The 12132-nt window shown below is 68.3% G+C and carries 11 protein-coding genes and 1 tRNA gene; 3 read left to right on the plus strand and 9 right to left on the minus strand.

All coding sequences use genetic code 11. The annotated features are described in order from the left end of the window. Positions 1 to 79: IS3 family transposase (locus KIH73_RS11135; protein WP_338023972.1), on the plus strand; the 79-nt coding region annotated here is incomplete at its 5' end. A 101-nt stretch (positions 80 to 180) separates the two neighbouring features. On the opposite strand, the gene KIH73_RS10450 is transcribed toward KIH73_RS11135, so the two are convergent. The 3 genes from KIH73_RS10450 to KIH73_RS10460 are packed head-to-tail and all read right to left on the minus strand — an operon-like array spanning position 181 to position 3068. Then, positions 181 to 1626, minus strand: a complete 1446-nt coding sequence (locus KIH73_RS10450; RefSeq protein ID WP_219083269.1) for an NAD(P)(+) transhydrogenase (Re/Si-specific) subunit beta — start codon at positions 1624 to 1626, stop codon at positions 181 to 183. Next, complete coding sequence (locus tag KIH73_RS10455) at positions 1627 to 1926, minus strand: NAD(P) transhydrogenase subunit alpha part 2 (RefSeq protein WP_219083270.1); 300 nt, start codon at positions 1924 to 1926, stop codon at positions 1627 to 1629. Between the two features lie 17 nt (positions 1927 to 1943). Then, entirely contained in the window at positions 1944 to 3068 is a 1125-nt protein-coding gene (locus tag KIH73_RS10460; protein ID WP_219083272.1) for an NAD(P) transhydrogenase subunit alpha, read from the minus strand. 249 nt (positions 3069 to 3317) lie between these two features. Here KIH73_RS10460 and KIH73_RS10465 point away from each other — a divergent pair, with 249 nt between their 5' ends. After that, on the plus strand, positions 3318 to 5345 hold the full coding sequence (locus KIH73_RS10465) for an AMP-dependent synthetase/ligase (RefSeq protein ID WP_219083274.1): 2028 nt from the start codon (positions 3318 to 3320) through the stop codon (positions 5343 to 5345). 747 nt (positions 5346 to 6092) lie between these two features. Here the strand turns inward: KIH73_RS10465 and era are convergent. From era to KIH73_RS10495, 6 genes are all read right to left on the minus strand, one after another. Further along, positions 6093 to 7064 (minus strand): GTPase Era, encoded by a 972-nt coding sequence (era, locus tag KIH73_RS10470; RefSeq protein WP_219083276.1) that lies wholly within the window; start codon positions 7062 to 7064, stop codon positions 6093 to 6095. Beyond that, positions 7061 to 8512, minus strand: a complete 1452-nt coding sequence (locus tag KIH73_RS10475) for a hemolysin family protein (protein ID WP_219083278.1) — start codon at positions 8510 to 8512, stop codon at positions 7061 to 7063. Before KIH73_RS10475 ends, era begins: the two co-directional genes overlap by 4 nt. A gap of 6 nt (positions 8513 to 8518) precedes the next feature. After that, positions 8519 to 9067, minus strand: a complete 549-nt coding sequence (ybeY, locus tag KIH73_RS10480) for an rRNA maturation RNase YbeY (protein WP_219083281.1) — start codon at positions 9065 to 9067, stop codon at positions 8519 to 8521. After that, positions 9057 to 10169, minus strand: coding sequence for a PhoH family protein (locus KIH73_RS10485; RefSeq protein ID WP_219083283.1), 1113 nt, complete (start codon positions 10167 to 10169; stop codon positions 9057 to 9059). The genes ybeY and KIH73_RS10485 overlap by 11 nt, the downstream gene beginning before the upstream one ends. A gap of 47 nt (positions 10170 to 10216) precedes the next feature. Continuing rightward, on the minus strand, positions 10217 to 10552 hold the full coding sequence (locus KIH73_RS10490; RefSeq protein ID WP_219083285.1) for a histidine triad nucleotide-binding protein: 336 nt from the start codon (positions 10550 to 10552) through the stop codon (positions 10217 to 10219). Between the two features lie 118 nt (positions 10553 to 10670). Next, on the minus strand, positions 10671 to 11468 hold the full coding sequence (locus KIH73_RS10495) for a 16S rRNA (uracil(1498)-N(3))-methyltransferase (protein WP_219083287.1): 798 nt from the start codon (positions 11466 to 11468) through the stop codon (positions 10671 to 10673). Between the two features lie 97 nt (positions 11469 to 11565). Between KIH73_RS10495 and KIH73_RS10500 the strand changes: the two genes are divergently transcribed. Then, a tRNA-Leu gene (locus KIH73_RS10500) sits at positions 11566 to 11652 on the plus strand. Positions 11653 to 12132: the final 480 nt, after the last annotated feature.

A 12132-nucleotide genomic window follows, 5' to 3' on the forward strand; every position in this document is an offset into this window, starting at 1 on the left:
CTGGAACACCAAACGGCGCCAGATACGACTGGAGGGACACACCCCGGAGGAATACCGGAGCATGTCCCTCACAGCCTAGACCCTGTATCCTAATAAACAACGTCCAACAAACGGGACGCAGTTCAGAATCCGGTGCGCGGCCCTTCGGCGGCGGCGCCCTGTCCGACAGGGCCGGCGGCCTTAGTTGATGAGCTCCTTGACGGCGGCGATGACGGCCTGCAGGCCGGCCTTCGCGTCGCCGAACAGCATCTGCGTGTTGTCCTTGAAGTAGAGCTCGTTCTCGATGCCGGCGTAGCCGCGGCCGCGGCCGCGCTTCATCACGACGACGTTCTGCGCCATGTCCACGTCCAGGATCGGCATGCCGGACACCGCGGTGCCGGGCTTGCGGGCGGCCGGGTTGGTCACGTCGTTCGCGCCGACGACCAGCGCCACGTTGGCCTGCGGGAACTGCGGGTTGATGTCGTCCAGGTCGATCAGCTCCTCGTAGGGCACGTTGGCCTCGGCGAGCAGCACGTTCATGTGGCCCGGCATGCGGCCGGCCACCGGGTGGATCGCGTAGGAGACCTCGACGCCGTGGCCCTTGAGCAGCTCGCCCAGGTCGGCGAGCTCGCGCTGGGCCTGGGCCTGGGCCAGACCGAAGCCGGGGACGAAGATGACCTTCTCCGCGTAGACGAGCTGCACGGCCACGTCGTCGGCGGTGGTCTCGCGCATCGTGCCCTCCGGGCCGTCGGCCGAGCCCGCGGCGGCCGAGCCGCCTCCGAAGCCGCCGGCGAGCACGCTGAGCAGCGGGCGGTTCATCGCCTTGGACATGTCGATGGACAGGGTCACGCCGGCCGAGCCGACGAGCGCGCCGGCCACGATCAGGGCGATGTTGTTGATCGCCAGGCCGCTCATGGCCACGGCGGTGCCGGTGCAGGCGTTGAGCACGGAGATGACGACCGGCATGTCGGCGCCGCCGATCGGGATGACGAACACCAGGCCGTAGACCAGCGCGAACACGGTGGTCAGGATGCTGAACAGCAGGCGCTGCTCGGGCATCACGCACAGCATGACGAACGAGGCCACCGTCAGCACGATGACCACGACGTTGACCACGCCCTTGGCCGGGATGGTCAGCTTGCGCATGAACTTCAGGCCCTGCAGCTTGCCGGCCGCGACCAGCGAGCCGGAGAAGGTGACCGAGCCGATCAGGATGCCCAGGCCAGCGGTGATCAGCACCACGATGGTCGGCAGGCCCTCGGAGGTCAGGATGTCGTTCAGCGCCACGAGCGCGGCCGCGCCGCCGCCCACGGTGTTGAAGATCGAGACCAGCTGCGGCATGTCGGTCATCTTGACCTTCTTGGCCGAGACCACGCCGGCCACGGCGCCGATGGCGATGCCGACGATGAGCAGCACCACGGCCACGCCGTGCCGGAAGCCGTTGGAGATCTCATTGACGAACAGCACGATGAACGCCATCGCGCAGGCCAGGACCATGCCGGCGGCGGAGATCAGGTTGCCCTTGCGGGCGGTCTTCGGCGAGTTCATCAGGTGCAGGCCGATCACGAAGATCACGGCCGAGACCAGATAGACGAACCATTCGATCACGCCCAGCGGCGTGCTCAGGGTTTCAGCGAGGGTGCCCATTTACTTGCCCTCTCCCTTCTTCGACTTGTCGGACTTGAACATCTCCAGCATGCGGTCGGTCACCACGTAGCCGCCGACGACGTTCATCGTGCCCAGCACGGCGGCCAGGAAGATGAACACCCAGGCGAGCGGCGAGGTGGCGTGCGCGGCCACGATGACCACGCCGACGATGACGATGCCGTGGATGGAGTTGGCGCCCGACATCAGCGGGGTGTGCAGGGTCGCGGGGACCTTGCCGATGACCTCGACGCCGATGAGCAGCGCGAGGACGAACAGGGTGATCGCTACGACGATATCCATGTCTGGTCTCCCTTCCTTCAGTTGGTCCGGCCCGCGACCACGAGGGCGTCGTCCAGCTCCTCGTCGAGGTTCATGGACAGCCGTCCGTCGTGCACGAAGTGCGCGAGCACGTCGGCGACGTTGCGCGACAGCAGGTTCGAGGCGGTGTTGGCGACCTCGCTGGCCAGGTACGGCGCGCCGATGATGGTCACACCGCCGTCGGTCACCTGCGTGCCGACCGCGGAGCCCTCGACGTTGCCGCCGAGCTCGCTCGCCGCGCAGTCCACGATCACGGCGCCGCGCTTGAGGCCGTCGACGCCGGCCTTGGTCAGCAGCACCGGGGGCTTGCGGCCCGGCACCTTGGCGGTGGTGATGATGACGTCGAAGCCGGCGGCCTTCTCGTCGACGGCGGCCTGCTGGGCGGCCTGCTCCTCGGCGGTCAGCTGGCGGGCGTAGCCGCCCTCGCCCTGGCCCTTGGAGAAGTCCAGGCCCAGGTCCAGGAACTTCGCGCCGAGCGACTCGACCTCGCCCTGGGCGGCCGGGCGCACGTCGTACGCGGTGACGACCGCGCCGAGGCGCTTGGCGGTGCCGATGGCCTGCAGGCCGGCGATGCCCGCGCCGAGCACGAGCACCTTGGCCGGGCGGATCGTGCCGGCGGCGGTGGTCATCATCGGGAAGAACGAGCCGTAGGCGTTGGCGGCGACCAGCACGGCCTTGTAGCCCATCACGGAGTTCTGCGAGGTCATCTCGTCCATCGACTGCGCGGAGCTGAGCTGGCGCGGCAGCTTCTCGATGCCGACGCCGACCAGGCCGGCCTGTTCGAGCGAGGCGACGTAGTCGGTGTCGGTGAACGACCCGAGCATGCCGATGATCCAGGTGCCCTTCTTGACCTTGGCGATCAGATCGGCGTCCGGGCGGTCGACGAAGCCCAGCGCGTCGGCGCGGGCGACCACCTCGTCGGCGGGGAGCACCTCGGCGCCGGTCTTGGCGTAGTCCTCGTCCATGTATCCTGCGGCGGCGCCGGCGCCGCGTTCGATCAGGCAGGAGACGCCTGCCTTGCGCAACCGCGTGACGATGTCCGGCGTCAGCGCGACGCGGGACTCGTGCTCCGACGTCTCGTTCAGGACGCCGAACACCACGGCGGCTTGTGCTGTTTCAGCCATATGAGCCCTTTCCTCTTTCTTTCACACTAAAGAGAAGATGGTGTGCATTACAGCCTTACAGTGTATCGGAGGAGCCGACCATCGCCGCGGGGCGTCCCAAAAGACGGATTGCGCGCTCGGGGGCGGGGGCCGGGGGCCGTGCCCGCGCGGGCCCGACGGGACGGGCGGGTTCCTACGCTACCGTAAGGTGACGTGTCCGGGCGCAGCGATTACACTTCGTCAGGAGAGGCCACTAGAAGGAGTATTCACGTGTCTGTCATCACCTCGGTAAAGAAGGCCGCCGCGACCCTGACCCAGAAGGCGCTGCATCTCGGCGACGATTTCGTGCACCCAGTCGGCGACGACTCGGTCGAAGGCCCCGACTACGCGCCGGCGACGGCCGCCGAGGCGAGCGGGGTCGAGCTGCCCAACTCCGTGGAATGGGGCCACGAGCGCCCCACCGACGTGTTCGTCGACCCCGAGACCGGCCTGCTGACCGCGCGCACCGAGGGCATCCCGCCGCTGGACGAGGGCATGTCGATCTACGACCTGTACGCGGACCGCGCCGCGCGCATGGGCGACGATCCGCTGTACACCTACAAGGTCGGCGACGCCTGGGTCACCAAGACCGCCAACGAGTTCCTCCAGGACGTGCGCGTCACGGCCAAGGGCCTGATGCAGTGCGGCCTGGACAAGGGCGACACGGTGGCGTTCATGTGCCGCACCAGCTACGAGTGGGACCTCATCGACGCCGCCGTCATGGCGTGCGGCGGCGTGCTGGCCACGATCTACGAGACCGACTCCGCCGAGCAGATCCGCAACATCATCGACAACTCCGACGCCAAGCTGCTCATCGTCGAGACGACCGAGATGCGCGACAAGGCCGACGGCACGCTCGAGGAGTGCCCGTCGCTGGAGTCGATCCTGTGCCTGGAGACCGGCGGCCTCGACCAGATCCGCGCCTACAGCGACCAGGTCGGCGACGAGGAGCTCGACGCGCGCATCGACTCGGTGAAGAAGACCGACCTGTGCTCGATCGTGTACACCTCCGGCTCCACGGCCGCGCCCAAGGGCGTGGAGATGACGCACGAGCACTACTGCACCACCGCGCTGACGCTGCCGCCGTACATGCCGGACCTGCTCAACCGCAAGAGCGGCTCGGTGCTGCTGTTCCTGCCGCAGGCGCACACCTTCGCCCGCGCCATCAACTACATCGTCGTCGCCAGCAACCTGCGCATCTACATCGCGCAGGGCATCTCCACGCTGATTTCCGACCTGCAGGAGGCCCGTCCGACCGTGATGATCGTGGTCCCCCGCGTGCTGGAGAAGGTGTACAACGCCGCCTCGCAGAAGGCCGGCCACGGCGTCAAGGGCGTCGCGTTCGCCGCGGCCGTGGTCGCCGCGCAGAACTACATGAAGGAGCAGCAGCAGGGCAAGGTGAGCGCGCTGACCAAGGCGCGCCGCGCCGCGTTCGACCCGATGGTCTACGCGCAGCTGCGCCAGGTGCTCGGCGGCCGCGCCCAATGGATCGTCGCCGGCGGCGCCCCGCTGGATCCGGAGCTGCTGGCGTTCTTCCGCGGCGCGAACATCCCGGTGTACGAGGGCTACGGCCTGACCGAGACGACGGCGCCGTGCGCGTTCAACCCGCTCGGCACCCCGTTCAAGGAGGGCTCGGTCGGCATCCCCTACCCCGGTTTCAGCCTGCGCATCGGCGAAGAGGGCGAGATCCAGGTCAAGGGCACCGCGCTGTTCCCCCGCTACCACAAGAACGCTGAGGCCACGGCCGATTCGTTCTCCGCCGACGGCTGGTACTCGACCGGCGACCTGGGCCGCATCGACAACGAGGGATTCCTGTACATCACCGGCCGCAAGAAGGACCTCATCATCACCGCGGGCGGCAAGAACGTCGCGCCGCGTCCGATCGAGGAGATCATCCAGCGCTGCGAGTTCGTCTCGCAGGCCTTGGTGCTCGGCGACAAGCGCCCGTTCATCTCGGCGCTGGTCACCCTCGACGAGGAGGCGCTGCGCCCGTGGCTGGAGTCGAAGGGCCTGGACCGCGACATGCCGCTGGAGGAAGCCGCCGTGAACGCCGTGGTGCGCGCCGAGGTACAGCGCTACATCGACCAGGCGAACGAGGGCGTCTCCCGCGCGGAGTCGGTGCGCAAGTTCATCATCCTGCCCGAGGAGTTCACGCAGGAGAACGGCCTGATGACCGCCTCGATGAAGGTGATCCGACCGAAGGTGATCCGCCGCTACGCCACCCTGCTCAACACACAGATGTACACCACGAAGCGGTGAGGCCCTTCTCCGGGCCGATCCGGTTCCGAGGTGGAGCCACCCGCTTGGTCACGGAAGACACTGCCCGTGTGGCAGGATGAGGTCCGGGGCGTGGGCTCCACCGCCCGGCCACGGAACGCACGTTTCATCAGTGAGGTCCCGGCGCATGTCAATCGCACCGGGACCTCACTGTAGTTGCGTCCGATTGCCGATTCGGGTCCCGGCGCGCCGGTCCCGCACCGTACGTTGTGTCCGATATGCCAAATCCCAGGTTCGGCGCATCGGGGCCTCACGGTAAATCGCGCCCGATATGCCCGACCCCGAAGGTGGACGGCGAATTGGCGCCGGTTCGGTAGCACCACCGGCCACAGGGGTGCTACCGAACCGACACTGGGCTCGCTCCAGCGTCGGGTAAAACGCAGTCCCGCCCTTGTTTATCAACCAAAACCGACGCTGAGAACAGAACACCTGAGCCGGGAATGTCTACGCTGGGAGCGCCGGTGCCAGGCACACGGAGCGCACGGGCGCTGGTCGGCCGATGCAAAGCGTGTGACGCACATAAACGCCGGGGACTCGGAGGCGCGGCCGCCGCGCGAACGTCGACGACGGAAGCACCGGCCGCCGGTCCGGCCGGCCCAGGCGGACGGCAGGACCGGCGGTGGCACATGATGCGGCCGGTCGGGAATACCGCGGCACTGGATCCGATCGTTCGTGCCGCCGGCCATGCCGTCCATGCGGGACAACCGGAAACGACACGGCTCGGAAAGCTCAGAAGCCGAGGCGCTCGAGCTGCTTGGGGTCGGACTGCCAGCCCTTGGCGACCTTGACGTGCAGGTCGAGCCTGGCCTTCTGCCCCACGATGCGGTTGACCGGCGTGCGCAGCTTCTTCTTGACCTGCACCAGGTGCGAGGCGCCCTTGCCGATGATGATCGGCTTCTGCGAGTCTCGCTCCACGTAGATCGACACGATGACGTGCGCCTTGCCGTCGTAGGCCGCGCCGGTCTCGTTGTCCGACGGGTACTCGATGGAGTCGACGACCACCGCCAGCGAATGCGGCAGCTCGTCGTCCAGCTCCTCCAGGAACGCGCCGCGCACCAGCTCGGCGATCGTGTCCTCGGGGCGCTCCTCGGTGATCTGGTCGGCCGGGTACATCTGCGGCCCTTCGGGCATGAGCCCGATGAGCACGTCGCGCACCTCGGCCAGGTTGTCGTGCTTGAGCGCGCTCACCGGCACGATCTCGGTGAAGTCGGCGAAGGCGTTGATCTCCAGCAGCTTGGCCATCAGCTGCTCGCGGCCCAGCTCGTCGATCTTGGTGACGACGGCCACAATCGGCACCTTCCACTCGAAGGTGCCGTCGTCGCGCTTGACGGCGAACTCGGCGCGCAGACGGCTCAGGATGCGCTTGTCGCCGGGGCCGATGCCCTGGTCGGCGGGCAGCAGGAACGCCACGGCGTCCACGTCGGACAGCGACTCGTCGACCACGTCGTTCAGGCGCTGCCCCAGCAGCGTGCGCGGGCGGTGGATGCCGGGCGTGTCCACCAGCACGATCTGCGCGTGGTCGGTGGTCAGGATGCCGCGGATCGCCTTGCGCGTGGTCTCCGGCCGCGACGACGCGATGGCGATCTGCGTGCCGATCAGCGCGTTGATCAGCGTCGACTTCCCGACGTTCGGCCGGCCCACCACGGCCACGAATCCCGACCTGTAGGCCTGCCCGTCCTGCTGACGATCCTCGCTAGTCACTGTTCCCTCGACTCCTTGTCGTGCTTGCTCTCGTGCCTGTTGTCGCGGCGGCGCTCCTCCGCGTCCGCGTCGGCGGCGTCCCCGCCGTTCTCGTCAGTATCCGCGTCGGCCTCGACGTGCGCGGGCTCGGCCACGATCGTCGACACCTTCTTGCGCCGTCCGGCGGAGTCCACCGCGGTCAGGCGCAGCCCGCGCGTCACCGCCGACGCGCCGACGATCGGCACGCAGCCCAGCAGCTTGGTCAGCAGGCCGTACACGGTGTCGACGTCGTCCTCGTCGATGTCGATCTCGAACAGCTCGCCCAGCGTGGCGATCGGCGTGCGCGCCGGCATGCTCCACCGGTGCTCGCCGATCCTCACCGGGTCGGCGTGCTGGGTGCGGTCGTGCTCGTCCTCCAGCTCGCCGACGATCTGCTCGATGGTGTCCTCGATGGTCACCAGGCCGGCGATGCCGCCGTACTCGTCGACGACGACGGCCACATGCTGGCGCTTGCGCTGCATCTCGTGGAACAGGTCGTCCACCGGCTTGGACTCGGGCACGAGCAGCGGGTCGCGGCAGATCGTGCCGACGCTGCGGTCGCGGGTGGCGGGGTTGAACGCGGTGGCGCGCACGGCGTCCTTGAGGTAGGCCACGCCGATCAGGTCGTCCACGTCCTCGCCGATCACCGGGATGCGCGAGAAGCCGGAGCGCGAGCACAGCCTGAGCATCGACTCCAGCGTCTGGTCGCGCTGGATGCAGATCATGTCGGTGCGCGGCACCATGATCTCGCGGGTCAGCGTCTCCGACAGCGTCAGCACGTTGCGCAGCATCTCGGAGACCTCCGGGTCGAAGTCGCCGGTCTCGACCAGCCGGTCGATGGTCGCCTTGCCCTGCTCGATCTGCAGCTTCTCCAGCTCCTCGTCGTCGGAGAGCTCGGCCCGGCGGCGTCGCTTCTGCTGGCCCTGCCCGCCGATGCGGGCGAACGGGGTGAGCGCCACCGCCACGGAGACCAGCGTGGCGTGCCCGATCATGATGTCGACCGGCTTGAGCGCGCCCACCGAACGCGGGCGCACCAGGATGGAGACCACGGCGATCGCCAGCGCGACCAGGACGCCGCAGACCAGCTCCAGCCACAGCGGCGCGCCGCACAGCGAGGCGATGCACATCACCAGCACGCCGTCCAGCACGTTGCACGCGATGCGGAAGAAGGCGCACGACCCGGCGGTGGCGTGCCGGTCGACGATGAGCTTCTGCACCTTGTGGATGCGCTCGATGCGCTTCATCCGGGCGAACTGGCTGGTCTCCTGGTCGGTGCGCGCATCGAGGATCAGGTTGTTCAGGCTCGCGCGGGTCACGCGCGGCACCGCCCCCTCGGCGGAGGCCATCGTCAGCGACAGCCAGACCAGCATCAGCGCCACCACCGCCAGCGCCGCGATCACGGGTATGAATGACGGGTCGTCGATTCCCATCGTCGATCAGTGCTCCTTGCCGCCGCGGGTGATGCGGTGGCGCTCGTCGTACGCGGCCAGCTCGTCCGGGGTGCCCGGGGGCAGGGTCGCCTGCGCGTTCGCCCCCTGGCGAAGCGCGAAGAACGTCAGCAGCAGCTGGCGCTGCAGGCCGAACATCTGGCGCTCCTGCGCCGGCGTGACGTGGTCGTAGCCGAGCAGGTGCAGGATGCCGTGGATGGTCAGCAGCATCATCTCCTCCATCGTGGAGTGCCCGGCCGCGGCGGCCTGCTGCGCGGCCACCCACGGGCAGATCACGATGTCGCCGAGGATCCCCTCGACCAGCGTGCGCCCGTCGCCCGGCCGCAGCTCGTCCATCGGGAAGCTCATCACGTCGGTGGGCCCCTCGAGGTTCATCCACCGCATGTGCAGATCGGCGATCGGCTCGGGGTCGACAAACATGATCGCCAGGTCGGACTGCGTGCTCACGCGCATCTGGTCCAGCACCCACACGCCCAGGTCGGAGAACACCTTGGGGTCGATGATCCATTCGGTCTCATTGGTCACTTCAACGCTCATCGGAGTCCTTTCCGTGTCGTGCCCGCCGCCCGGCGCCGGCGTCGCGGCCGATGTCCGAGGCGTGGCGGTCGTACGCCTCGACGATGCGGCCGACCAGCGCGTGGCGCACCACGTCCGACGCTTCGAGGTGCGCGAACGCGATGTCGTCGATGCCGCCCAGGATGCGCTCGATCGACGCCAGCCCGGAATGCGGCACGGTCAGGTCGATCTGCGTGACGTCGCCGGTGATCACCATCGTGGTGTTGAAGCCGAGGCGGGTCAGGAACATCTTCATCTGCTGCTCGGTGGTGTTCTGCGCCTCGTCGAGGATCACGAACGCGTCGTTGAGCGTGCGGCCGCGCATGTAGGCCAGCGGCGCCACCTCGATGGTGCCGTCGTCCATGTAGTGCCGCAGCTGGTCGGGCCCGAGCATGTCGGACAGCGCGTCGTACAGCGGCCGCAGGTACGGGTCCACCTTCTCGTTCAGCGTGCCCGGCAGGAAGCCCAGGCTCTCCCCCGCCTCGACGGCCGGCCGGGTCAGGATGATGCGGCGCACCTTGCGGTCCTGGAACGCGCGCACGGCCTTGGCAACGGCCAGGTAGGTCTTGCCGGTGCCGGCGGGGCCGATGGCGAAGGTGATGGTGTGCGTCTCGATCGCGTTGACGTAGGCGATCTGCCCCGCCGTCTTGGCGCGCACCGGCGTGCCGTTGGCGAAGGCGATGACCCCGGGGACGTGCGGCTTGCGGTGCCCGGCGACCTCGTCGCGCCGCGTCCGCTCGGGCAGCGCGTCGCGCAGCGTCTCGGCGGCGGCGCCGTGCCCGGGGTGGGTCCGGCGCGCGCGGTTCGGCAGCACGTCCTGGTCGAGCAGGCGGCGCACGGTGTCGGCGTCCATCGGCGCGGTGTACGCCGCCTGGATGATCGTGTTGATCACCTCCTCGGCGCGCGCGGCGTCGGCCTCGGTCTGCTTGGACCGGGACATGATCGCCACGCGGTTGCCGCGCACGATGATCGTCAGGTCCGGGAAGGCGCGTTCGACCTCCCGGATGACCTCGTCCACGGGGCCGAGCACGGCCACGGGGTCGAGCTGCGTGGGTATGGGGATGGTGCGTGTAGTGGTGGCCACAACAACCCTTCTATGATGCGGTGTCTTGATGGGGGCGTCCGGCGGCGCTATTCGTCGAGCACCTCGCCGGTGAGCACGTGCGCGTGCACGTGGAAGACGGTCTGCCCGGCGTCGCGGCCGGAGTTGAAGATGAGACGGTAGTCGCCGTGGAAGCTCTCGTCGGCGATCGACCTGGCGACGCCGACCATGTGCGCGAGCAGCTGCGGATCGGCCTCGGCCAGCTCGGCCACGTTGGCCAGGTGCCTGCGCGGCACGACCAGGACATGGACCTTGGCCTTCGGGTTGATGTCGCGGAACGCGTAGACGGCGTCGTCCTCGTACACCTTCTCGCTGGGGACCTCGCCGGCGATGATCTTGCAGAACAGGCAATCGGGCTCGCTCATGATGCTTCCTTCCTTGGGTCTTCCGGGTCCCGCCCGGATCGGTTTCCCGCATCCATGCTATTGCGCCGCTCGGATATTGCGCCGCTGCCGGCGAACGCGCGAGAACCGCCGGCGCCGGTCACGCGTACCGGCCCAGGGCGCGGGACAGCAGCGACAGCGCCACCGGCCCGGCCGCCGAGGCGCGCAGGATGTTCTCGCCGAGCACGCAGCATTCGGCGCCGGCCTTGGTGAAGGCCTCCACCTCGTCGTCCGCGATGCCGCCCTCGGGGCCCACCACGACGTTGACGGTGCGCGGCCTGCCGTCGGCCAGGCAGCGGTCGGCCAGCTCGGCGACCGAGCGCTCGACCTCGGACCAGGTGCGCGTCGCGTCCTGGTGCAGCACGATGACCAGATCGCCGTGCACGCAAGCGCGCCGGCATTCGGCCACGACGTCCCTGCTGGACATGCACGCGTCCAGCCGCGGGACCCAGCGGCGGCGCGACTGCTCGGTGGCCGCCTCCAGGACCTGGCGCCACTTGCGGTCGGTGCGCCCCTCCTTCCATTTGGCGATCGAGCGGTCGGACTGCCACGGCACGACGCGGTCGACGCCGATCTGCGTGGCGACGTCGATGGCCTGCTCGTCGTGGCCGTTCTTGGCCAGCGCCTGGATGAGCCCCAGCCGGGTGACCGGGCGGGGCACCCGGCCGAACTCCAGCACCTCGGCCAGCCCCTGCTCGGCGTCGGCGAGCACGGCGCGGATGCGCAGGCCGCGGCCGTCCGACAGGGCCAGCCCGTCGCCGTCGCGCAGGCGCATGGCCTGGATCGCGTGCCGCCGCACGCGCTGGGGAAGCGTGATCTTCCAGCCGGTGTGGATCTCGTCGCTGTTCACGGGGACGTCGTCGTGCTCGGGGTCGAGCAGGAATAGGGGTTCGGTCATGTCTCCTAGGCTACACACCGCCCCCAATCGCGCGACACGCCGATTTGCATTCGTCCTGTGACGTGCTATAGTTTCTGTTCGTTGCCTGAAGGCACCTGTCCGGGTGGCGGAATGGTAGACGCGCTAGCTTGAGGTGCTAGTGCCTATTTATACAGGCGTGCGGGTTCAAGTCCCGCTCCGGACACGGATTGAGCCGGTTCCCGAATCAACGGGAACCGGCTCTTTTGCTAAGCGAGAGTAGGGCTCACGCCACCTCGCCGATGCCCTCCGGTCTACTCGGGTTCACTGGGGTTTCCCGAAAATGTGGGCAAGATGTGGGCAGGATGTGGGCACGGAGTGGACTCGCTGTGGACCCATAGGAACCGGGCGTGTTGGTTCAGGGCGATCGGTCGGTGGCATCGGGGTTGCAGCCGTTTCATCCGCCGCCCCAGGCATCGGCGCGGCGGATGAAACGGTGATGCTACAGCCAGGCAAGACTGCTTATTATGCGGTCTTCCCGCATTGCGGGTTCGAATTCCAAGGACCAGTAGTGGTATCCCGGCTCTTCCGGTTTTCGTGTGTGTCGGGTTCATGGTTGTGAGATTCGTTCCCGTATGGTTTGTCTGAATCCTCCGGCGTGCAGGAGGCTTCTGGTGATGTAGTTGCCGAGGTTGGTGAAGCCGAG

This window comes from Bifidobacterium phasiani (genome assembly GCF_019331775.1).
Classification (GTDB): Bacteria; Actinomycetota; Actinomycetes; order Actinomycetales; family Bifidobacteriaceae; genus Bifidobacterium; species Bifidobacterium phasiani.